Here is a 24,338-nt window from a genome sequence, read left to right on the forward strand (position 1 = left end):
TTTATCATCGGAACTATTTTATTAACTCACCTTTCTTTTGTAATCTCTCAATGATTTCCATATATACTAGAGTTTACCTTGTACCATCTTCTCATCTTTTTCAGGAGCCAAAATCCGGCAAGGCGAATTTGTGGTAATTTTTACAAACAACAATAAAACTGTAAGTAACAATAAAATTTTTGTTCTCATAATACAGATATTAATAAGACTCCTTAATTATTATACGATACAAATATAAAGTATCTCTTTTATTTTGTTATTATCCAAACACGATATATCATAGGACATTATCGATTCGCAGTCAACAGATGGAATTATCCAAGCGAAAAACGATAACAAATAAGATTTTATCGACTTTTAATTGTACATTTACTACTTATTATTATATTTGTAGCAGCTTATTCTAATCATATTAACACAAGTCTTATGCTACAATCCATTGATCAATTGCACCTATTAGTATTAAATGTAGGATTGGCCATTCATAATGCCGATTGGAACTGGAAAAACGTAAATAGCCCGTTTACAAGACTCTATTACATTAATGAAGGAATCGCTAAATTAAAAACTCCCTCCGGCATTCACGAATTAAAACCCAACCACCTCTATCTGATTCCATCTTTCATGCTGCATAGCTATATTTGTGATTCACATTTTAGTCATTACTACATGCATATATATGAAGATCATCAGTCTGAATCCAGTTTTCTGGAAGATTGGAACTTTCCTTTTGAAATTCCCGCCAGCAAACTGGATTTGGCATTATTCAAGAGGTTATGTGACATAAATCCAGCTATGGGCTTACCACAATCCGATCCAACGACCTATGACAACAGCCCCACATTAATTCAAAATATCATAAGAAATAAGCAACGGACTTTCTCTGTAAAAGTTGAGTCAAGAGGGATTGTTTACCAACTTGTATCCCGTTTTCTAAAAGAAGCAAAACCCAGAATTGAAACTAAAGATACTCGTATACAAAAAACGCTCTCGTTTATTCGGAAAAAACTCTATGAGCCCACTGATATTAATATATTATCTGAAATAACCAATCTTTCCAAAGACCATTTTATACGTTTATTCAAGAAAGAAGTGGGAACCACCCCATTGCAATACATCAATCAAAAAAAAATCGAAAAAGCTCAATTGATATTGATTACTGAAGATATGCCAGTCAAGAATATCGCTTATATGTTGGGATACGAAGATCACTCCTATTTCATCCGACTTTTTAAGAAAACCGTAGGAATAACCCCACTTGAATATAGACTAAAATTCAGTAAAGTATAAAGTAATCTTAGAGACAATCATGCGCTTAGAGGTTGGATAAAATTCTATCCAAACCTCACCTACTCCATAGTTGTATCGTATAAAGGTATCCCTGCATGGAATAAGCAAGGAGTAGGTAAGGCTCAGATAAGGTGATGCGGATCATTTCTACTACTGAATCATAATATAACATCATTTAGTCATATATCTAAAGATATAATCGCTATATGACCATACATTTTTACCTCCAGGAATGCTCGCTTTACCCATTTTATTATTAGAAGCATCCACATCTACAGTTAATACTATACGAACAAACTCTCCTTTCTGATAGTTGAACGTTTCCCCATCATCATCATAAAGATCATATATACCCGGTGCGTTTCCATAATGACGAACTTCTAAAGGATATTGTTTGTTATCTATCTGTCGGATAGGGGGAAACATCGGAACGATTCCTCCATCTTTCACATATACAGGAATTTTATCCAAGCCGGGACTTACACTGATAATTTCTCCTTCACCGGCAAATTCTCCGGTGTAGAAGTCATACCATTTTCCCTTAGGCAATATGACTTTACGTTCCTTCTCCCCCTCAAACAAAGGCGCTACCAATAAGGAGTTACCAACCATAAACTGATCTTTCACTTCTTTTTTAATAGCCAACGCATACGGATTATTCGTAGCGTCGAAAGATACCTGCAACATTTTCTCATCCATATTATACCCTTCTTCCAAATTCATGGCACGAACAGGCGGAGTCCCTTTAAAAGTATAATCAGCAAAGGCGGTATATAGATAGGGGATCAATTGCATCCTAAGCAGCGAAATAGCTTTCACACTCTCGGCCACCTCAGGAAAAGTCCAGGGTTTTGTTCCATCCGCCCATGCATTCAACATAGCCAGCGGAGAGAAGCAAACAGTTTGCATACGGCGCAGCCATTCTTCAGAAGTCCGTGAAGCGCGTACTTCGGGAGTCCAGAGTACTCCAATAAATGAACTATTAACTAATGCTGTGATAAAATCGTGATGATTGTAATAGTCGTTATAAATAACATAAGGAAAAGAAGTAGTTCCCGCATTGGCCGCGCGTACCAATCCATATGTACGCTTATTCTCATCCTTATACATCTGAGTAGTGACTTTCTGCATTAATGAACCATAAATTTGTCGCATCTGCTCAGCGGAAGTTCCTGAAGGGAAAGAGGCAACATCCGGCCATAACCACGAATCATAACCGTCATTCTCATCCATCTTATAGCCACTTACCCCTAAATTCAATTGGTGTTTCTTAAAATGATCAATCAATATTCGTTGAGCTTCAGACATCATATAATCCGGAACAATGCCGCACCAAACAGTATGACTACTTGTATAGGGCTTAATTCTATCATATAATTCCCCTTTGGGAGAAATATATGGGTTCATCCAAAGGTTTGTTTGAATATTGCTCTCTTTCATTTTTTTGGTAAATGCCTGGGGATTTGGGAACCGAGTATTGTCCCACTCATATGTGCAAGGATAGGAAGCTGTCATCCAACCTGGTTCAAGTCCAACCACATTCAGCGGGAATCCTTTGTCTCTAAATTCCTGCACTTCCCGTTCTATTTCCGTATCGGTAAACAGGCTTGGTACCCTATGCCAGAATCCCAATCCCCATTTGGGAGGCAAACAACCTCCCCCATTATAAAGATTATAACGACGAACTACATCTAGCATCGTCTTACCGGAGAATACAATAACTTCAGCTCCTTCAGCTGGAATCAGAAACTCAAGGTTGTCTGAATAAGGTTGTGCAGTCCAGTCCTTATCAGTATTTCTATCTTTTGCAACCGGAGGATTAGAACTATCCTGACGGACACTTGTTCCTACCCAAACATCAATATAACGGGCAGAATTAATCAATGCACCGTATCCTTTGCTGGAGACAAAAAAGGGAATAGGAGCATGTGTACGGCCATTATCACTTCCTCCATAATGATCGACATGCAGGCGCATAACTCTGCCTCGTTGTTCTACCGTTTTGAAATTCAGACCAAGACCAAATATTTTTTCATCTTTGTCAAGTGGAAAACGTATATAAGTCTTACCATCCACAACTTCCGTTTTAACATCTTTAGGATCAATGGCAAGTGGAGCGTCTCCTATTTCTTCAATGGCTTTCCATTGAGGAGTAATATCCAGTTCACTCAGGAGAGTAACCTTCTCCTGTTTGCCAACGGAAATTTTCCATATCCCTTGTCCTTCTTTTTTCCATTCTAAATTAACATTATCTTTCTGCACACAAGCAAACGCGGCAAGTACCATAAACAGTCCGCAAACATATATTACAATCTTTCTCATTATAAGCGAATTATTTTTGTTATTAATTGCATTCTATCTTAAACACTACAGCATTATTCCCTTGTACAATAGGAACTTTCACCTGCAATCCTTCCTTAGTCAGTTCCCAAGGAACGAGTTGATTGGAGCCTATAACCGAAACATTTTCTATTTTCAACGCCTTGATCTTTTTTTTAAAGCTTTTGAACGTCATGGTTTTACCAGCTTCGGGAACCCCTAAAGTAATCGCATAAACAGTCTTTCCCTTTGTAGTATACCGCACATCATCTGCCGTGTATTTTAGCTTCATAAACTCTTTATGATTTTCAAAGTCTCCCACCGGTTGACTGGTAGGGCCTTCGCCAAACACATACCAAGGTCGGGTTCCATAAATAGCTTCTCCATTTATCTTTAGCCAGTCTCCAATATTCAATAAGATGGATTGCTGCTCTTGTGGAATGATACCATCAGAGCGGGGAGACACATTTAACATAAGAACGCCATTCTTACTGACCACATCAATCAACACATTTATCAGGTCTTCGCTTTTTCGCAACTCCATATCTTCGGTAAAACACCAGCTATCTGTACTTATTGTCTCTTCAGTGGTCCACAAACGTGATTCTATCTCTTGTTTTCTGGATTTCTCCAGAATCTCCATACTAACATTCAAAGGTAAGTCTTCCTGCTTGCGAAAGATAGCTACCTCCTTGTTCTTCTTTTTAGCATCCTCTAAAAAATACTGAGTAAATTTATAGAGATATTCTTCAGGAATAAGGTTAAGCCAAGAATCAAAATAGATAATATCCGGGCTATAATTATCAATAACCTCCTTCAATTCTCCCAACCAAATAGGCTCGTAAAACTCCTCGGGGGTTACGTTCCCATAAAGTAAACGAAGCATCGGATTGTTAGATGAAGTAGGCATCTCTTCTGAATAAGGGAAATGACTATCGTATAGATCCCAGAATTCAGGACGATCAGGCCTTTCCGTGTTTTTATAACGTTGTAACAAACGGGCATGATGGAAGGTGGTCATCACTTTCATTCCATGTTTTTTTAACTCTCGGCTGTATTCTCCCAGAACATCTCGTTTAGGTCCCATTAACGCGACATTCCAAGGGGTAATTTTACTGTCCCACATAGCAACCCCGTCGTGATGTTCAGCTACTTGGCCACCAAACTTTGCACCGGCGCGCTGAAATAAATCAACCCATTCTTTAGCATTAAAGTGCTCCGCTCTAAAAAGAGGAACCAATTTATCATATCCGAACTCTCTAGGATCCCCATAATGTTCTTTATGATATTGATACTCTTTACGACTCTCCATAAACATATGCCGGGAATACCACTCATACGAGTAAGCTGGCACAGAATATACACCCCAATGCAGATATATACCAAACTTAGCATCTTTCAACCAATCCGGTTCCCGATTATAAGCATTCTCTTTAGATAGAGATTTCCAATTCTTCTTATATGACTCACTCTGTGCACTTGCTTGAAAAGACAGCGTACAAAGCAACAGTATTAGTGAATAAACAGTACTCTTGGTTTCCATATAAATCTTTTAATAAATGAACTCTAATAAGGTGATATAGAAAATGAATAATCTCCTGAACCAATTTCATAAATACTCCGTCCATTTTCTACTCTTATAAATTGAATATCAGCCTTCTCTTTTATTGGTTTCCCGCTTTCTTGGATGAGTTCAACATCTACTCCTGGCAAGTATACCCATGCAGTGGTATTAACAGGAACGGTAACCTTATAAACAAACGAAGTATCTTTAATTTCCCACTTGCTTTTAATTTCTCCATAAGGGGATTTGAATGAAACATCTGCCCAATAGATATTCCCTACCATCTCTGGGTGTAGTATAAACTTCTTAAAAGCAACACTCTCTTTGTCCGCCCTTACACCACCAATACCGCTATAAAACCATTCCATCAAATGCCCCAGCATGCAATGATTATGCGAAGCTGTTTGTAAGGCCGCCCAAGATTCGGTAAGCGAAGTAGCCCCTTGTTTCAGTTGGTAGCCATAACCAGGCTTATCCGATTGGCTATTCATATCATATATTACATCGGACGCACCTTCCATTTCCAGTACGCGTAATAGATACCTGAATCCAATATCTCCTGCCGTAATACTATTATCTCGATTATGGATATCTGCAATAATTTGTTTCAAACAGCTTTCACGATCTTCGCCGTTCACTAAATTCATATAAAGAGCAATAGCATTCGCCGTCTGGCTTCCCCGATCATAATATCCCTTTTCCACATTAAAAAACTTTGCGTTGAAGGCAATCTTCACCTTGGTTGCCAGTTCCGTGTATTTGTGATATTCGAGTTCTTTATTCAAGAGCTTAGATGTTTCGGCAAGAATATTTAAATTATAATAATATAAAGCGGTAGGTGTTAGTCCTCTCGTTGTAAGCTGGCTGTAACCGGGATGATTGGGTCCCAAATCATACCAATCACCTAAACCATGATACAGTATATGATACTTACAACGGGACGTTAAGTAATCTACATAAGAAACCATCAAATGATAATTTTCCTCTAGCACAGATAGATCACCATACCATCGATATAAAAACCAAGGTAATATAACCCCAGCACTTCCCCATTCGGGCGAATCCCTAAAGTCATGAGGAAAGCTTGCATATTCCGGTGCCGTATTAGGTATTAGTCCATTCTCTAATTGAGAATCCTTCATGTCATTTACGATTTTAGTATACATCTGCTTTATATCATAACAATAAGCAATAGAGCTGCTCATTAAATGAGCCACTTCTAGCCACCCTAGCTTCTCGCGATGCGGACAATCGGTCAATACATGTGACATATTACTTTTGACTGACCAATCAATCAATGAGTAGATATTGTTAAATACCGAAGAAGAACAGGCAAACTGTCCTACCTCTTCAGAGGTGTTGGAAACGTGCAGCAGGCTTAAATCTTCAATAACCGGAAGCCCTTGAGGATTTTTAACCCCTATCGGAACTGCCCCCTCAACCTGCACATACCTGAATCCATAATACGAGAAAGAAGGACTCCAATTTTCCGTGCCATTGCCTGACAAGGTATATGAAAACCAATAAGGAGTTCCGCTATTATTCTGATTGGCAAGCCCATCTTTTGTCAGATACTCTGCTGGCTTCATCACTACTTTTGCTCCAAATTTACCTTTAACTTTCAAAGCTATTATGGCAGAAGCATTCTGTCCAAAGTCATAAATATAAATGCCTGGATGAGTTTCTCGAACACTGATACTTCTTAATTGTTTCTTAACTTTCAGAGGCATCGAGATTTGAGAAGACAAGTTACCCACAGCAAAAATTTCGGTTGCATTTATCCATGAAATATCATTAAAATCTGACGTATCCCACCCCCTTTGTTCCAGAGTGGCATCATAATCCTCGCCCCCATATATACTTGAGAAAGTTATCGGGCTTTGAGTAACTTTCCAGCTATGGTCACTATTAATGTCATTGGTTGTACCATCTGCATAAGTGATATGTACTTTGCAAATCATCTTTGGAAAAGAAAAAGTCGAAATAAGTTTTCTATATCGGGTTGAATCACGGGGAACATGCAAAAATCCATTCCCCAATCTTACACCTAACACATTTTCTCCGCTGAGTAGTTGGTCAGTCACATCAAATGTTACGTACAAAGAAGATTTATCGTACTTACTCCAGCCTGGATCTAGAAAATGGTCACCAACCTTTTTGCCATTGAGACTCAATTCGAAATGTCCCAACCCGGAGATGAAAACCGTAGCCGATTGTATTTTTTTAGTTTCGACCTGAAACGGTTTGCGGAATTGAGGCATCCGAGCTTCCTTTTCCAGATAGTCCACTTTATTACCAGCTAACTGAAATCCAGGATACACCACATCTTTTGGAGATACACTCTCCATAGCAATCCAACGGGCAGGAGCCCAGTCTTCCTGCTTCATCAATCCCATCTGAAAACTTTTTATCTCCGACCATTTCGACTGGACTCCTTGGTTATCCCATACTTGTACTTTCCAATAATAACGTGCAGCCGACAGCAGCTTTTTTCCTCCAAACAATATATTTATCGATATTTCTGAGTTACACCTCCCAGAATCCCAAATATTACCGATGTCCTTCTTCAAAAGGTCTTCATTGTCCGAAACCAATATCCGGTAACCAACCTGAGTTAGATTTCTAGTATCTCCTAAAAGTTTCCATGAGAAAGTAGGTTTCAACGTTTGCACCCCCATTGGACATTCCTGGTTCTCACATCGTATATCAATTATCTCTATCTTTTTCGCCTGCAAAGAGCCGGCAAATAAGAATAGAGCTATCCAACCAAATACTTTCAAAATATTCATAATCGTATTCTTTAATGATTTATTGATTGAAACATATAATTCCCACCTCTGACCAAAAACTTGATATGCGTTTGCGAATCATCCTCATAAGCCAACGCTACCCGGTTAATTCTATATGCACCTTGTTTCCATATCAATGTACCATTTACTCTAATTTCTTTAGTATTATTAATAGGAACGCCCACTACAGTAGGTATATCAACAGGAGTTTTTACATCGATCGTAATCCCTTTCTCTTCTTGAACAAACGAGCTTTTAATCATTCCTTTTACAGATGCAACCTCAGCCTTGGCCTGTCGTATATTTCCCGGTTGAGGTACAATGGCAATCTGTTCATATCCTGGTTTTAGCGGGGCTATACCACACAGATATTGCGATAAAATGGTTAAACCTCCTCCTGTCCATGCATGATTTACGGTACCGGCAGCATATCCTTCGATTCCTATATTCCAATGTTCAAAGAGAGTAGAGAAATAAGGATCTTCCACCATATACTTCATTCGTTCTTTATGCCTGGCCAATGCCTCAACTTCGTATCCCATCATCATCATGGCTTCAAAAACATACTTCTCCATATAAGGACTTGAGTGTTTTTCAGTCTTGAAGATGTTCAATAATGCCTCATACTTATCTTTATCGGCAAGTCCTGCAACAACGGCCAATGCTTGTACCCTATCATCTGTTTTGCCCTTATATGAAGAGTCACGATAAGCTATACCCGTCCAGTAATGTGTATTAAACGCATTCTTAAAAGAAGTCATCCGGCGAATATAGCTGTCCGCATCATTTGTGTATCCCAATTCCAATGCCATCTGATACATACCTTTCAATGCTAAATAATACCAGACATTAATCAGAAGAAACATGTCTCGTTCACTTCCCCAGTCGCCCCATACCCATCCAACATTCCGAAAAGACACAACACCCGTTTCATTCTCTTTCCACAGTTCCATATATCTCTTAATTGCTGGATACAGATGATGCAGGGTTACTTTATCCCCGGTATGTAAGTAATAGTTCCAAGCGCCATAATAACCCACAGAGGCCAATGTCTGCCCAGGAAGTTCCAGGCGCCAGTTACCGGCAGGGACCGGAGCAAATATACTACCATCATCTTGTTGCCAGTCAATGATTTCACAAAGCCATTTCTTAGTTAGTGCATGACTGGAAGGAGAAAGAGCATAAAAAGATTCGCCCGATTCATTCACTGCATCGCCTGTCCATTGGGCACGTTCTCGTTCGGGGCAATCCATATAGGTATCACGCATTGTAACATACAACGTACGTAATGATTTCCGCCAAAGTTGATTCAAGAAGGCATCTGAAGAATAGAAGCTTCCGGCAAGATCACAATCATATCCTGTTTCCCGATATTTCACATCCAACACTTCCACTTCTTCAGGAATGAAATAATACATCCGGTGCCCATTCATCCATCCTAAACTCTCATACTCCTGTATACCTGCCTTCGTTATGTATTCCGCCCGAAGATTTTCGGTAGCTCCATTATAATAATAGTAATTATCTGTCCCCATTACTATCCTGCAACCTTCTGGTGATTTTATTTTAATATAAGGTGTAAACTGGGCATTATAAGGTAGCACACATATCAGAGTATCCTTACTTTTATATGACTTCACATAATTTTTCAGGCCGAAATCTTTCCATAAAGGGATAGGCCTTTTAACTAATTTATTCCAAGGTGCACCTCCAGCCTTCTGTAGCTTTGAAGCCCCTGGAAAGGAGGATTTAAAAGACTGAGTGACCCATCCCTCCATTTCCTTACGAGCATCGTAAAGAATACTAGATTCGGACAAACGGAAATTAGGCTTTGGCCCAGAACACGTTGAATAAGCCTCGTTAATACAACATGTCCAGCTATTATCACTTATGATCTCGATACCTGAAGTTTGGCAATCAAATAGAAACCCCGCCTTCCCACTGCTATTATGTGAGAATCCTTGTTTACCGAAATACCAGACTAAAGCGGCAATTGTATTCGAACCTGCTTTTAGATAAGGAGCAATATCTACTTCATCATAATAGGTATCTTCCGGATTAGGTCCCCGCTTTAAACCGCCTTCAAATACCACCAGATTATCGTTTATCCAAAGCCAATATTTACTATCAGCCGCAATGCGAGCTATAGCCTCATCGGGAACCTGCACTATATGAATGGTTTTGCGATAACTCAACCAAGTGTTAGGTTCACTTTGACAAGCATCCGTACTAATCCAATAGGCTTTCCAGTCATAGCCAAATGATGAAAGGCTGACCAAGCACAGGAGTAAAGTTACGATAAATTTCATTCACACTCTATCTTAAAGCTGATGGCTTTGTCACCTTCCATTATTGGCGTTTCAACTTGCAAACCTTCAGGAGTTTCTTTCCACTTAATAACTTGATTACTTCCCAGCACTCTCACATTCTTTACTTTCACAGAGGAAGGTACAGATGCCCCGGCAAATCCTTTTAGTAACAATGAAGTCCCAGCTTTGGGCATTCCCAAAGTTATCGCATAAACTATATTTTCCTTTGTAGTATAGCGAATATCATTCGAGGAATATTTTACTTTCAAGAATTCTTTGTGATTCTTGAAATCTCCTTCCGGCTGAGTTGTGGGGCCTTCTCCATACATATACCAAGGTCTCGTATTGTAAATGGCTTCTCCATTCACTTTCAGCCACTCTCCTATCGAAAGTAGTATATCTTTCTGTTCCACTGGGATTGTACCATCAGCACGCGGGGAAACATTCAGCAACAATACACCATTTTTACTTACTATATCCACTAAGACATCTATTAAATCTTTAGATGTCTTTAGTACCATATTCTCTGTGTAACTCCAACTATCCGTACTGATAGTTTCGTCAGTCATCCATAACCGTGGTTCTATGTTTTGCTTCCTCGATTTTTCAAGATTCTCAATACTTACATTCAGTGGCAAATCACCTTGCTTACGGCAGATAGTTACCTCCTTGCCTTTTTTCTTTGCCTCTTTGATATAATATTCGGCAAATTTATATAAATATTCCTCCGGTATCATATCCAACCACGCATCAAACCAAATTACATCTGGACTATACTTGTCTATCACTTCTTTTAAAGCTCCAAACCATATTGGCTCGTAGAACTCCTCAGGCGTTACATTACCATAAAGTAAACGTAACATCGGGTTATTCGAAGAAGTAGGCATGTTTTCCAAATACGGAAAGTGACTATCCCACATATCCCAAAAATCAGGAGTTTTCGTACGATTGACATCATTCTTATAACGTTGAAGTAAACGAGCATGATGGAATGTTGTTATCAACTTCATTCCATGTTTCTTTATCTCTTGCTGAATCTCGCCAACAATATCTTTTTGGGGACCCATCAATACTGAATTCCAAGGAGTAGTTTGCGTATCCCACATAGCGAAACCGTCATGATGCTCTGCCACCGGTCCTGCAAATTTAGCACCTGCCAACTGGAATAAATCGACCCACTCTTTTGCATTAAACTTTTCAGCTTTAAACAATGGCACCAGAGCTTCATATCCTACTTTCTTCGGATCACCATAATGTTCTTTATGATATTTGTATTCCTTCCGATTCTCCATAAACATCAGCCTTGGATACCATTCATACGAATATGCCGGAACAGAATAAACACCCCAATGGAAATAGATACCAAACTTGGCATCTTTCAACCACTCGGGCTCTGAATTATACTGAGATTCATTGGATATCTTAGTCCAATCCATCTTATAGTTTTCAAACTGAGCTACCATTTCCAAAGGAAACAGAAATAAGCACAAAATAAATAATGCGTTTTTCATCAAACTATTCTTTTAAAGTTACAATTATTTAAAGCATACACCCAATTATATATGAATACAAAAGTACGAAAAGTCTCATTATACAGAAAGTACGAATCAGACGAAAGATAGCACAAAACAGGCATTGTTAACAAATCCTTATTACCGGTATATTTAATAGGAATGCCAATTTTTCAATCTTATCCGCAATGTGTCCTATTCCTATTGCACAATGATGAGAAGGTCCTTCCTTACTCCATTTATTCATAAATTCCTTTGCACCAATCGAAAAATGATAACGACTATTGGTATTACCAATTTCCAGAACAGGACCAGAAACCGATTCTCCTTGAGCCACAAGAAAAAAAATTCCATTTTTATTCTCGCATACTGCCAATAAAGTCACCGCACCGTGTCTTACACTCATTTGAATAGAAAGACCTTTACCTGGCTTACCGTGATATATAGCCAATGGCACAAGCTTAACTCTTTCTTGGGCTATTGCAAAATGAGCAGGTCCGTCGTGTCCTAACATAACAATATCGTCATTAAAATCCATAGCATAAAACTCTGAAAAGGAACCACCTACTCCAAACTCCGACATGATTTTCATGGCCTGTACATTTTTTACTTCACATTCACCGGCAATAGGGATACCTTTTCCGGTAAGTAATGTATGTCCTGCTATTACAGAAGTCACAATGTCTTCATAACTTTTATCATCACTCCCTTCAAAGTAATAGGCCATTGAGCCAAGCCTATGATTTGCAATAAGTTTATCTAAGGCAACCGATGTTTTGGCAGCACGTACCACTTCTGCTTCTTCACATTCGGAAGTTATCTCAAAACATCTATTAAATTCATCTATTTTAGCCACCAATTCTTCCGTACTGACAGTATCTCTATACTTCTTAACCTCACACATCTCTACAATCTCTATATGTGTACCAAAGACTGAGGATTGCTGAGTCAAGTCGGTATATACATCGAGCATTCCACAATAGTAATGTCCAAGTACACCAAGCCTATTATTTTTCATCACAGATCGTACACGTGCAGCTTCTATCCATCCGTCTATCTCATTCCATGAATCGACATCCTCTAAATATCCTGTTACAAAATCGTACCTTAAATTGGCGCGATTAAAAACATTGCCTATTTCGGGAACCGAACAAGCCTGACAATGAGCTAACCAAAATCCTGTCATGCCACCTCGGTCTTTCATCGAATTGATATAGTTATAATCAATAGCCGGAACAGGTTGAAGATTTAAAACGATTATAGGGCAATTTAATCTTTGTGCTATCGGAAGCACTGTAGATGAAAGAGAATATGTAGCAACATATAGAAATATTAGATCGACTTCTTCTCTCATAAAAGAGGATGCAGCCGATAATGCCTTTTCCGGACTATCAACCATTCCCTCATCAACAACCGTAATATTGTGTTGCTTCTTTATTCGCTCTCTTATTCTGCCTTGATATATGTTCAAGACATCCAATAATCCATCAAACTGCCCCCAATAGGTATCAAGACCAGTGCCGAAAAGACCTATTTTTAATTGACTCTGCATATACTATTTTTTTATTTCGCATACAAAAATAAGCCATCGCCATAAAGCAACATATTACTTTTTGCTATATAGATATTACTTTTTCAACACATGTCGAATATGTCCTATTATTTATCTGATATGCTATTAACAAATAAATCTTAAATATTTATATTTGCCTATATTATAATAAACTAAATATTACCCCCCTATGAGCGGAACTTCAAATGTAAAATATCTCTCCTCCAGCGAGCAGGATACTCGATGGGGATTAACGGTCAACACAGTAGGTCATCAGCTAATTAAGCCAAATTCTGTCTACCCATCAGCCAGTCATCCGTTTCATTATCTTTTCTCTCCGGAGAAAGGAAGAATACTCAATGAGTACCAACTGATTTATATTCTCGACGGAAAAGGAACATTCGTATCTATGAATAAGAAGAAAATGCAGATACATAGCGGCCACATGATTTTACTTTTTCCCGGCGAATGGCATAGCTACAAACCCGATAAAGAAACAGGATGGTACGAATATTGGATTGGCTTCAATGGACAAGACATAGAGAAGTTAGTTGAAGTAGATTTCTTCCGAAAAGACAATCCTATCTTCAACATCGGATTAAATGAGAATGTAATTCAATTATACAAACAGGCAGCCAACGTGGCACAAGAACAGACTACAGGATTCCAGCAAATACTTGCGGGAATAGTCCATCTTCTACTTGGCTATACCTATTCAGAGCATAAACAGAATTCATTTATAAATATGAATGTGCTTGATCAGATAAATACAGCTAAACATCTTATCGCTGAAAATTATAAAACAGAAATTACACCGAAAGATATAGCCACTAAAATTAACATGAGCTATTCCTGTTTCCGAAAGGTTTTCAAACAATATACCGGATTTTCCCCATCCAGATACAAAGAAGAACTACGGTTACAGACAAGTAAGGAATTGCTGGCAAATACCACCATGACCAGTCAGGAGATTGCTTTCGAAGTAGGTTTTGACACACCTTATTATTTCTGTATTCTTTTCAAGAAACGAACTGGTTATTCGCCTTTGGAATATAGAAACTTAGCACAGGGGAAATACATTTCCAACGATTTAAGACACAATTAGCCACTTTCACTACATCTGCAGTCTTTATCTCCGAAAAAACAAAATTAAGACGCAGTGAAAGCAGCTTGCCTATAAAAACGCAACAGAATGTACTACAACAAACAAAAACACTTGGTTAATGTATAAAATATTACTCATTCCCAATCCCCATCCACCAAAAGGTTCATCATTAGACAACACAACCTCCTTGAATTTCTTTTTATCCAACTTATATTCTTCAAGAGGGATTAGTGTAGTAAACAGAGTATCTGTTACATTAGAGAAGTTTCTTCTGAAAATAGTTATTTCTATATTCACTCTTTATCCATCTCATAAACAATACATTAAATTGATTTGAGTAGTAAATGAGTAGTCCCCGATTTGTTAAAAATCAGGGATATGTATTGGTGGTGAATATCTTTTTTGCAGTTCGCACATCGAAATTTCTACATTTGCGATGAAGTTTAATTCGAGCACTGCGCAGAGCTAAGAAGAAAACAAAAAGAGTTATCCACCTAAAAAAATTTAATGCGATGAAGAGTAAAACACATCTTCTGAAAAAAGCCTTATGGCTAAAGAATCTATTCTTGACGGCGTGCCTCATATTGGTAGCAATGCCCGTACTCTCCCAGACAAGAACAGTAACAGGTACCGTAACCGACACATCGGGTGACGCACTGATTGGTGTATCCATCCTCGTGCAAGGTACCAGCAACGGTGTAGTTACCGATTTAGACGGTAAATATACATTAACGAACGTTCCGGAAAACGGAACACTCACTTTTAGTTATATAGGTATGTTACCGCAAGATATAAAAGTGAACGGACGTTCGGCTATCAATGTGACATTGAAAGAGGATTCACAGCAGTTGGAAGAAATTATCGTAATCGGTTATGGTGCTGCAAAGGCCAAAGACCTGACGGCTCCCATTACCGTAGTTAAAGGTGAGGCCCTGACTGCCGTACCTTCTACTACTCCTATGGCAGCCCTCCAAGGAAAAGTTCCCGGTGTCAATATCGTAAATAATGGTGCTCCAGGTGAAGGCCCTACCGTACAGATCCGTGGTATCGGTTCATTCTCCAACAGTAAGCCGTTGTTCGTTGTAGATGGTATGTTCTACGACAACATCAACTTCCTGAACAACGCGGATATTCAGGAAATGTCTATCCTGAAAGATGCTTCGGCTGCCGCTATCTATGGTGTACGCGCTGCAAACGGTGTAGTTCTCATCACTACCAAAAAAGGTTCGCGTAACCAGAAAGCAAAGATCACTTATGACGGTTATGTAGGTATCCAGAAAGCATCCAATGTGCTCGAACTCTGTAATGCACACGAATATGCAACTATGCTTCTCGAAGGTAACTTCGACTCCTATAAGACTCACTTCACACAATCCATCGACAAATACGGCGGTAGTTATGATGACCCCGACTTCCATAATTGGACTTTTGGAGCAGACAACGACTGGTACGACCAGCTTCTGCGCACTGCCGCTATCACAAACCACAGTTTAAACATTAACGGTGGTTCCGAAAAAGCGGTGTATGCTGTCGGCGTAAGCTATTTGTATCAAGATGGTATTATGGATGTTGACAACAACTACAAACGTATGAACTTCCGTGGTTCTGTCGATTATGATGCTACGAACTGGCTGAAAGTCGGTTTCAACGGTGTGTTTAGTAACTCCACACAACAAGTGCCTAACAATCAGGCATGGCAGAAAGCATTCAACTGTCCTCCCATCGTAGCTCTTTATGATGACAAGTACAATGAAAAGTCTTTCCCTGACAAATTTGGTTCTCCGGATGCAATCGGTTATACATCAAACTTCTATAATCCTGTCGCAACTGCCAAGTATTTCGATTCAAGCAAAGAAAACTATCAGGTATTGAGCAACTTCTACGCTCAGATTGATTTTATTCCCAGCAAATTGAATTTCAAGACGAACTATTCTTATAGTTTCCTCTCTACCCAAGGTCGTGAGTTTACTCCGAAATACTACGTAAGCAGCTGGCAACAATCAGCCACCACTCAGCTTACAAAGAACGAAAACAAGTATTACAACTATATCTGGGATAATACCCTGACTTATAATGACCAATGGGGCAAACACAGATTCGGCGCCATGGCAGGTTACTCCATGCGTCAGGAACAATGGCGTATGTTCGAAGGTAAAGCAAGCAACGTTCCCGATGGAGCTGACGAATACTGGTACATCAAGAACGGTGACGCAGCAGGTGCTACCGTAAAAGACGACGGCTACTGCTACAGAGGTGTTTCTTACTTCGCCCGTCTGAACTACAACTATGATGACAAATATCTGTTGATGTTCACAATGCGTGCCGATGGTTCCAGCAAATATCAGGAACATTGGGGTTACTTCCCTTCAGTAGGTGCAGCCTGGGTTCTGTCCGAAGAATCATTCTTGAAAGATCAGAAATGGATTGACTTCCTGAAACTACGTGCAAGCTGGGGTAAGCTGGGTAACGACCAAGTAGCAGCAAGCGACGGTTTTGCTTCTATCGCGACCGGTAACGCTGCCTCCGGTGTATTTGGTAATTCTACCATTGCAGGTTATCAGAACAGTACATACTTCAGTTGGTTGAAGTGGGAAGTTGTTGAAGAATGGAATGCAGGTATAAACTTTATTACCCTCAACAACCGTCTGAATATCGACGTTGACTATTATCACCGTATGACTAATAACGCTGTGATCGCTCCGCTACTCCCATTCAGCACCACCACCCTTGCCGGAAACTATGGTAAGATTCTCAACTCCGGTATCGATGTAAGTGCCAACTGGAACGATAAAATCGGTAGAGACTTCTCATACAATATCGGTGTAAACATTTCTACTTTGAGAAACCGCGTGAAAGACCTGAACGGTAACAGTATCATCAGAGGCGGTAAGACCGTTAATATAGTAGGTAAAGAAATGAACTCATTCTACGGATTCAAAATGATAGGTGTTTATCAGACAGAGGCAGAAATTGCCGCTGATCCTATTGCAGTGGCCAACGATTGTGTACCGGGCGACTTAAAGTATGCCGACCTCGATGGAAACAATGTTCTTGACGGAAATGACCGTACTACATTAGGTTCTTATATTCCTAATTTTACTTACGGTATCAACCTCGGTCTTAACTACAAGAACCTCGACTTCCAGCTGACTACCTACGGACAGGCCGGTGCCCAGATGTTCAACCGTAAACGTGCGCTTCGTTATTCTTCACAGAATTATAACTTCGACCGCGCCCAATATGAAAAACGCTGGACAGGCCCGGGTTCCACGAACTCCAATCCGTCGGCTGCCGCCCTGCTGAAACCTTGGAACGTAAGCGACCAGAAGTATAGCTCTTACTTTGTAGAAAGTGCCGACTACTTCCGTATTCAGAATATTACGCTTGGTTATACATTCCGTAACCTCAAGTTTGGTAACTATACCATGCCGGGCTTACGCCTGAGTCTGACTGCCGACCGTCCGTTCACAACTTTCAAGGCCAACGCATTCACTCCTGAATTGTCCGACAGCCAAGGTTGGGATACCGAAGTATATCCTTTGACATCGACTTACACCTTAGGTTTGAAAATTGATTTCTAAGAAATAACCCATTAATAATTTAGAACTAATGAAAACATTAATAAGACCTTTTATATATATAATGTCCGCCTTGATGGTATTATCGTTCGCATCCTGTAATGATTTTCTGGACAAAGAGCCTGAAGGAAAAGTGCCGGAAGAGAAGGTGGATTATACCAATATCAGCAATATGTACCAACCGGTATCAGGCGTATATGCAAAGATTCGCACCAGCGGTTTGCACTGGGTGATCTGGGAAATTACTACGATTCGCGACCAGGACGTATTTAGCGGCCAGTGGAATGGCAGCGACTATTACAACCTGAGCGAATATAAGTATAATGATTCTTTCTGGGGCTTCAACGAATTGTGGATGCAATATTACAATATTATCAAAACTGCCAATGCAGCTATTGAATCGTTAGACCTGTACGCTGAGAATATCACCAACGATAGCGATATGAAAAACTATAAGGCATATCGTGGTGAAGTGATGTTTATGCGTGCTTATGCCTACTATCGTCTGGTGCAGGCATTTGGTCCGGTTACCATTCTCCGCGACAATAATCAGGTTGATTTGAGCCGCTCCACTGCCAATGCGGTAAACAAATATGCATTGGAAGATTTGCAGTACGGCATTGATAATATGCCGCGTATCCGTCCGAACCAAAGTGAACACAAGGGAGCCGTTACAGCGTTCTCTGCCGAGATGCTGGCTGCCAAGTTTCATCTGAACATGGGTAACTATGCAAAGGTAGAAGAACTGACAAACGATATTATTGAGCATGGTAATTTCTCACTCTATCCCGACTTCTACCAGTTATGGAAGATTCCCGGAAAGCTCTGTGACGAGTCTATATTCGAATGTCAGATGACTGACTTCGGCAATGGTTCCGGAGATCTGATTGATGGTGACCAATGGTTTGTTTGTCAAGGTCCCAATAACTCCGGCAGTGACATCAGCGGTTGGGGAGACTGCGGTATCCTGAAATCTTTCCGTGACTGGGCATACGCTCGTGGAGAGACAATACGTGCCACCACTTCATTCCTGCTGGCAGGAGAAACGACACCGGACGGTGATTATATCCGGGAGCAAGTAGATCCGAAAAAGACCGACTGCTGGAACGGTAAAGCATACACCCCGCTGAACCAATTAACACCGGGACGTACGAAATACGGTACAAACAATAATGCACGTATTTTCCGCTATGCTGATGTTCTCTTGATGAATGCCGAGGCGAAAATCAAAAATGGCAAGAATGGTGACGCTCCATTCAATGAAGTAAGAAGACGTGCCAAGATGCCGGAACTTACCAATGTAACTTTCCAACAAGTTATCGACGAACGCCGTATGGAGTTGATGTGCGAATGGGGCGAACGTTATAACGACCTTGTACGCACCGGTCTGGCAAAAACAGAATTGAAAGGCTGGTCTGAAGATAAGGCACTTTTGCCGCTTCCTTTCAACCAGTATACTCAGATTCCTGATTTGCTGAAAGAGCCGAAGGATGAGTAACCTTATGAATTAATTTAGTTTTCGCAAGTTAATGATAACAACATACAGATTGCACCGGATTATCATTAACTTGCGAAACTTAAATAAATGCCCAAACAAAACATATCATGAAGAAAGTTTTCAGAAAAACAAGCTTATTGCTGGCTACTGCCCTGATGGGTGTTACCGGTATGCAGGCACAAAAAGCTCCGCAGGACATGGATCGCTTCATCGACACACTGATGAAGAAGATGACTGTAGAAGAGAAAATCGGTCAGCTAAACCTGCCCGTTTCCGGTGAAATCGTTACCGGACAAGCACAGAACAGCGATGTAGCCAAAAAGATTGAGCAAGGATGGGTAGGCGGACTTCTCAACCTGAAAGGAGTAGAGAAGATCCGCGATGTACAGAAACTTGCCATAGAGAAATCACGCCTGGGTATCCCCCTGATATTCGGTATGGATGTGGTGCATGGCTACGAAACAATCTTCCCTATTCCATTGGGGCTCTCTTGCTCATGGGATATGGACGCTATCAGAAAGTCCGCCCGCATTGCTGCTACCGAAGCCAGTGCCGATGGTATCTCATGGACATTCAGCCCGATGGTAGATATCAGCCGTGATCCGCGCTGGGGACGTGTCAGCGAGGGTAACGGTGAAGACCCGTTCCTGGGAGGCGCCATCGCTAAAGCAATGGTGTCGGGATATCAGGGAGTGGACCTCAACAATCAGTTGAAACGAAACGATGAGATCATGGCATGCGTAAAGCACTTCGCTCTGTACGGAGCCGGAGAAGCCGGACGCGATTATAACACTGTGGATATGAGCCGCAACCGCATGTTCAACGAATACCTATACCCTTACCAGGCTGCTGTAGAGGCTGGTGTAGGTAGCGTTATGGCTTCTTTCAATGAAATAGACGGTGTGCCCGCCACAGCCAACAAATGGTTGATGACCGATGTACTGCGTAAACAATGGGGATTCGACGGTTTTGTAGTGACGGACTTCACTGGAATTTCTGAAATGGTTGCGCATGGTATCGGCGACTTACAGACAGTTTCGGCACGTGCGCTCAACGCAGGCGTAGATATGGATATGGTGAGCGAAGGCTTCATCGGTACCATTAAAAAGTCTATAGCCGAAGGAAAGATTGACATGGAAACACTGGACAAGGCTTGTCGCCGTATCCTTGAGGCCAAGTATAAGCTGGGATTGTTTGACAACCCTTACAAATATTGTGACCTGAAGCGCCCGAAACGGGATATCTTCACCAAAGAACACCGTGATGTTGCCCGCAAGATTGCGAGTGAAAGCTTTGTACTTTTAAAGAATCAACCGGCAAAAACCGGTCAGGTTCCTGTATTGCCATTGGCAAAAAAAGGTACGGTTGCCGTTATAGGTCCATTGGCAAATACCCGTAGCAACATGCCGGGAACATGGAGTGTGGCTGCACGCCTCAACGATTACCCTTCTGTATATGAAGGGTTGAAAGAAATGATGGCAGGTAAGGTGAACATCACTTATGCCAAGGGCAGCAACCTCAGTAGTGACGCCGCTTACGAAGAACGCGCCACCATGTTCGGACGTTCGCTGAACCGTGACAACCGCACAGACAAGGAAATGCTGGAAGAAGCGTTGAAGGTAGCGGCAAACGCAGATGTCATCGTTGCCGCTTTAGGTGAATCTTCTGAAATGAGCGGAGAAAGTTCAAGCCGGACAGATCTGAATATTCCCGATGTACAACGCACATTACTGGAAGCATTGTTGAAGACCGGAAAACCGGTTGTATTGACCCTCTTCACTGGCCGTCCATTGACACTGACCTGGGAACAGGAAAATGTACCCGCTATCCTGAATGTATGGTTCGGCGGAAGCGAAGCTGCCTATGCTATCGGCGATGTACTGTTCGGTGATGTAAATCCAAGTGGCAAACTGACCATGACATTCCCGAAGAATGTAGGGCAGATCCCTTTGTTCTATAATCATAAAAACACCGGCCGCCCTTTGAAAGAAGGTAAATGGTTCGAGAAGTTCCGCAGTAACTATCTGGATGTTGACAATGATCCACTGTATCCGTTCGGTTACGGTTTGTCATACACCACATTCCAATACGGGGACATTACTTTGAGCGCTCCTGCAATGGACCAGGACGGTTCTGTAACCGCTGTAGTTACAGTGACCAATACCGGTAAGCGGGATGGTGCGGAAGTGGTACAACTGTATATCCGCGACTTGGTGGGAAGCATTACCCGCCCGGTGAAAGAGTTGAAAGGCTTCGAAAAAATCTTCCTCAAAGCAGGTGAGAGTAAGACGGTCTCTTTCAAAATCACCCCGGAATTGTTGCACTTCTACGACTATGATCTCAACTATGTAGCCGAACCGGGAGACTTTGATGTAATGATCGGCGGTAACAGCCAGCATGTAAAAATAGCCCGTTTGAGCTTAAAATGATAATTCAGAATAAAAACAAAGGAAACATGAAACACATAGCTTTACTGACCTGCGTGTGTGGCCTGATGCTTCTCGGCAGTTGCAAAAACCAGTCTGCACAAAATGAACAGCCACTGGAGGTGATGACTTTTAATGTTCGCCTAGATGCTCCTTCGGACAGTGCCAATAACTGGAAATATCGCAAAGATAACGTCTGCCAAATGATTACCTACTATCAGCCCGACCTGCTGGGTATGCAGGAAGTACGTCACAATCAAATGGAAGACCTGAAACAAGGTCTTCCCCAATACACCGCTTTAGGCGTAGGACGTGACGATGGCAAGGAAGCAGGCGAATATTGCCCGATATTCTTCAACAGCCACCGGTTCACATTGGTGGAATACGGTAATTTCTCTCTTAGTGAACAGCCCGAAACCATCGGCATCAAAGGCTGGGACGCCTCCTACAACCGTATTACTACCTGGGCCATACTGCAAGAAAAGAGTAACGGGAAGAAGTTGGTATTCTTCAACACCCATCTGGACAACGACGGAGAGATAGCGCGTAAAGAAGGCGTACAACTCATTCTGAACAAGATTAAAGAGATTGCCCCGCACATGCCAGCCATCATCACCGGCGACTTCAATTGTACTCCCGACGAGACACCTCTGCAGACTCTTGAAAAAGGAGGAATGGAAAATGCGTCAAAGGTGGCAGCCATTACGTACGGTCCATCCTGGTCTTTCCATGATTTCGGTCGACTGCCGCTGGAAGAACGTGTCTTGCTGGATTATGTGTTTGTGAGCGGCGGCATGAAAACGAACCGTTATCGTGTCATTCAGGACAGGCCGGAGAATGGCTTCCTTTCTGATCACGATCCCGTACTTGTTGACGTAATCCTTCGATAGAAATAGGTATGAAGACACAATATAGCTTATTATTGCTCCTGTTGTTGCTGGGCTTTACACAATGTAAAAGCCCGGCAGCAAAACCGGACCGGATAAGCGACGAATCCCTGATGGACACCCTGCAACGCCGTACCTTCAATTACTTTTGGGAAGGAGCCGAACCTAATAGCGGACTGGCATGCGAACGTATCCATATAGATGGTATCTATCCCGAAGATGACCAGAATGTAGTGACCACCGGTGGCAGTGGCTTCGGAATCATGGCTGTATTGGCAGGCATCGACCGCGGTTACGTCACCCGTGAAGAAGGGCTGGCACGCATGGAGCGCATCGTCTCTTTTCTTGAAACAGCCGACCGTTTCCACGGTGCCTACCCGCACTGGTGGTTCGGAGATACCGGACGGGTAAAACCTTTCGGACAGAAAGACAACGGCGGTGACCTCGTGGAAACCGCTTTCCTGATGCAGGGTCTGCTTGCCGTACACCAATATTACATCAACGGCTCCCCCGCAGAACAAGCCCTTGCCGGGCGCATCGACACACTGTGGCGTGAAGTTGACTGGAATTTCTATCGCCGGAACGATCAGAATGTACTCTATTGGCACTGGAGTCCCGAATACGGCTGGGAAATGAATTTCCCCGTACACGGTTACAATGAGTGTCTCATCATGTACATTCTTGCTGCTGCCTCCCCCACGCACAGCATTCCCGCAACTGTCTATCATGAAGGTTGGGCAGAAAAAGGCGCCATTGTCGATCCCCACAAGGTAGAAGATATCGAACTTCACCTGCGCTATCAAGGTTGTGAAGCCGGTCCCCTCTTTTGGGCACACTATTCTTTCCTCGGACTGGACCCGACAAATTTATCTGATAAGTATTGTCCCGGTTATTTCAATGAAATGCGCAATCTTACTCTGATCAACCGCGCCTATTGCATCCGCAACCCGAAGCAGTGGAAAGGTTTTGGTCCTGATTGTTGGGGACTGACCGCCAGTTACTCTGTCAACGGCTACTCTGCCCATGCTCCGAACGAGTCGGCAGATCACGGAGTCATCTCTCCCACTGCCGCTCTTTCTTCCATTGTCTATACTCCGGAATACTCACTGGAAGTAATGCGCTATCTCTATGGAATGGGAGACAAGGTATTGGGACCTTATGGCTTCTATGACGCTTTCAGCGAAACGGAAGATTGGTATCCTAAACGCTATCTTGCCATCGACCAAGGACCTATCGCTGTAATGATAGAAAATTACCGTACCGGCCTGCTGTGGAAACTATTCATGAGCCATCCCGATGTGCAAACCGGACTGAAGAAGCTGGGGTTTAAATAAGCTCACCACAGAGTAACACAGAGTTTCGCCGAGTTTCATTTTTTTGTTTTTTATAGATTGAACTCTGTGAGACTCTGTGTCACTCTGTGGTGAATAAAGAAAATCCCCTATATTTTTACTCTAACCTTAAATTAATTATCTTTGTCCCAAGAATAACAATAAGGTCATGACCTTTT

General features: G+C 41.5%; 15 protein-coding genes. 7 read left to right on the top strand and 8 right to left on the bottom strand.

All coding sequences use genetic code 11. The annotated features are described in order from the left end of the window. Nucleotides 1-66: 66 nt before the first annotated feature. Nucleotides 67-189, bottom strand: coding sequence for a hypothetical protein (locus BACCELL_RS27590; RefSeq protein ID WP_007216970.1), 123 nt, complete (start codon nt 187-189; stop codon nt 67-69). Nucleotides 190-426: 237 nt separating this feature from the next. Between BACCELL_RS27590 and BACCELL_RS06095 the strand changes: the two genes are divergently transcribed. Further along, nucleotides 427-1,290, top strand: a complete 864-nt coding sequence (locus BACCELL_RS06095; protein ID WP_007210749.1) for a helix-turn-helix transcriptional regulator — start codon at nt 427-429, stop codon at nt 1,288-1,290. 171 nt (nt 1,291-1,461) lie between these two features. Here BACCELL_RS06095 and BACCELL_RS06100 read toward each other — a convergent pair whose 3' ends face one another. The 6 genes from BACCELL_RS06100 to BACCELL_RS06125 all read right to left on the bottom strand — a co-directional run bounded on the left by BACCELL_RS06100 (nt 1,462) and on the right by BACCELL_RS06125 (nt 13,334). Next, nucleotides 1,462-3,612, bottom strand: a complete 2,151-nt coding sequence (locus tag BACCELL_RS06100) for a TIM-barrel domain-containing protein (protein ID WP_007210750.1) — start codon at nt 3,610-3,612, stop codon at nt 1,462-1,464. 22 nt (nt 3,613-3,634) lie between these two features. Next, nucleotides 3,635-5,152 carry an alpha-L-fucosidase gene (locus BACCELL_RS06105; RefSeq protein WP_007210751.1) on the bottom strand — a complete coding sequence of 506 codons (1,518 nt, stop codon included), beginning with the start codon at nt 5,150-5,152 and terminating at the stop codon, nt 3,635-3,637. Between the two features lie 23 nt (nt 5,153-5,175). Then, nucleotides 5,176-7,962: a family 78 glycoside hydrolase catalytic domain gene (locus BACCELL_RS06110; RefSeq protein ID WP_007210752.1), complete on the bottom strand. Its 2,787-nt coding sequence runs from the start codon at nt 7,960-7,962 to the stop codon at nt 5,176-5,178. 11 nt (nt 7,963-7,973) lie between these two features. After that, complete coding sequence (locus BACCELL_RS06115) at nt 7,974-10,271, bottom strand: alpha-L-rhamnosidase-related protein (RefSeq protein ID WP_007210753.1); 2,298 nt, start codon at nt 10,269-10,271, stop codon at nt 7,974-7,976. After that, nucleotides 10,268-11,782, bottom strand: coding sequence for an alpha-L-fucosidase (locus tag BACCELL_RS06120; RefSeq protein WP_007210754.1), 1,515 nt, complete (start codon nt 11,780-11,782; stop codon nt 10,268-10,270). Before BACCELL_RS06120 ends, BACCELL_RS06115 begins: the two co-directional genes overlap by 4 nt. 127 nt (nt 11,783-11,909) lie before the next feature. Next, nucleotides 11,910-13,334, bottom strand: coding sequence for an L-fucose/L-arabinose isomerase family protein (locus BACCELL_RS06125; RefSeq protein WP_007210756.1), 1,425 nt, complete (start codon nt 13,332-13,334; stop codon nt 11,910-11,912). A gap of 190 nt (nt 13,335-13,524) precedes the next feature. Between BACCELL_RS06125 and BACCELL_RS06130 the strand changes: the two genes are divergently transcribed. After that, complete coding sequence (locus BACCELL_RS06130) at nt 13,525-14,439, top strand: AraC family transcriptional regulator (RefSeq protein ID WP_007210757.1); 915 nt, start codon at nt 13,525-13,527, stop codon at nt 14,437-14,439. A 69-nt stretch (nt 14,440-14,508) separates the two neighbouring features. Here the strand turns inward: BACCELL_RS06130 and BACCELL_RS06135 are convergent, their stop codons facing one another. Further along, on the bottom strand, nt 14,509-14,736 hold the full coding sequence (locus tag BACCELL_RS06135; protein WP_007210758.1) for a hypothetical protein: 228 nt from the start codon (nt 14,734-14,736) through the stop codon (nt 14,509-14,511). A 215-nt stretch (nt 14,737-14,951) separates the two neighbouring features. Here BACCELL_RS06135 and BACCELL_RS06140 point away from each other — a divergent pair, with 215 nt between their 5' ends. The 5 genes from BACCELL_RS06140 (at nt 14,952) to BACCELL_RS06160 (ending at nt 24,162) form a co-directional block, all read left to right on the top strand. Further along, nucleotides 14,952-18,020, top strand: a complete 3,069-nt coding sequence (locus BACCELL_RS06140) for a SusC/RagA family TonB-linked outer membrane protein (RefSeq protein WP_007210759.1) — start codon at nt 14,952-14,954, stop codon at nt 18,018-18,020. A 28-nt stretch (nt 18,021-18,048) separates the two neighbouring features. Then, nucleotides 18,049-19,515 carry a RagB/SusD family nutrient uptake outer membrane protein gene (locus tag BACCELL_RS06145; protein ID WP_007210760.1) on the top strand — a complete coding sequence of 489 codons (1,467 nt, stop codon included), beginning with the start codon at nt 18,049-18,051 and terminating at the stop codon, nt 19,513-19,515. A 107-nt stretch (nt 19,516-19,622) separates the two neighbouring features. Next, nucleotides 19,623-21,944 carry a beta-glucosidase BglX gene (gene bglX / locus BACCELL_RS06150; protein WP_007210761.1) on the top strand — a complete coding sequence of 774 codons (2,322 nt, stop codon included), beginning with the start codon at nt 19,623-19,625 and terminating at the stop codon, nt 21,942-21,944. Nucleotides 21,945-21,970: 26 nt separating this feature from the next. Further along, entirely contained in the window at nt 21,971-22,831 is an 861-nt protein-coding gene (locus BACCELL_RS06155) for an endonuclease/exonuclease/phosphatase family protein (RefSeq protein ID WP_025725647.1), read from the top strand. Between the two features lie 8 nt (nt 22,832-22,839). Further along, nucleotides 22,840-24,162: a glucoamylase family protein gene (locus tag BACCELL_RS06160; protein ID WP_007210763.1), complete on the top strand. Its 1,323-nt coding sequence runs from the start codon at nt 22,840-22,842 to the stop codon at nt 24,160-24,162. Nucleotides 24,163-24,338 lie beyond the last annotated feature (176 nt).

The sequence above is a fragment of the Bacteroides cellulosilyticus DSM 14838 genome (genome assembly GCF_000158035.1).
GTDB lineage: Bacteria > Bacteroidota > Bacteroidia > Bacteroidales > Bacteroidaceae > Bacteroides > Bacteroides cellulosilyticus.

Coding starts and splice junctions, on each gene's coding strand:
- BACCELL_RS06155 (WP_025725647.1), top strand. CDS start 21,971: ATGAAACACATAGCTTTACTGACCTGCGTGTGTGGCCTGATGCTTCTC.
- BACCELL_RS06115 (WP_007210753.1), bottom strand. CDS start 10,271: ATGAAATTTATCGTAACTTTACTCCTGTGCTTGGTCAGCCTTTCATCA.
- BACCELL_RS27590 (WP_007216970.1), bottom strand. CDS start 189: ATGAGAACAAAAATTTTATTGTTACTTACAGTTTTATTGTTGTTTGTA.
- BACCELL_RS06105 (WP_007210751.1), bottom strand. CDS start 5,152: ATGGAAACCAAGAGTACTGTTTATTCACTAATACTGTTGCTTTGTACG.
- BACCELL_RS06095 (WP_007210749.1), top strand. CDS start 427: ATGCTACAATCCATTGATCAATTGCACCTATTAGTATTAAATGTAGGA.
- BACCELL_RS06140 (WP_007210759.1), top strand. CDS start 14,952: ATGAAGAGTAAAACACATCTTCTGAAAAAAGCCTTATGGCTAAAGAAT.
- BACCELL_RS06160 (WP_007210763.1), top strand. CDS start 22,840: ATGAAGACACAATATAGCTTATTATTGCTCCTGTTGTTGCTGGGCTTT.
- BACCELL_RS06130 (WP_007210757.1), top strand. CDS start 13,525: ATGAGCGGAACTTCAAATGTAAAATATCTCTCCTCCAGCGAGCAGGAT.
- BACCELL_RS06120 (WP_007210754.1), bottom strand. CDS start 11,782: ATGAAAAACGCATTATTTATTTTGTGCTTATTTCTGTTTCCTTTGGAA.
- BACCELL_RS06100 (WP_007210750.1), bottom strand. CDS start 3,612: ATGAGAAAGATTGTAATATATGTTTGCGGACTGTTTATGGTACTTGCC.
- BACCELL_RS06145 (WP_007210760.1), top strand. CDS start 18,049: ATGAAAACATTAATAAGACCTTTTATATATATAATGTCCGCCTTGATG.
- BACCELL_RS06125 (WP_007210756.1), bottom strand. CDS start 13,334: ATGCAGAGTCAATTAAAAATAGGTCTTTTCGGCACTGGTCTTGATACC.
- BACCELL_RS06110 (WP_007210752.1), bottom strand. CDS start 7,962: ATGAATATTTTGAAAGTATTTGGTTGGATAGCTCTATTCTTATTTGCC.
- bglX (WP_007210761.1), top strand. CDS start 19,623: ATGAAGAAAGTTTTCAGAAAAACAAGCTTATTGCTGGCTACTGCCCTG.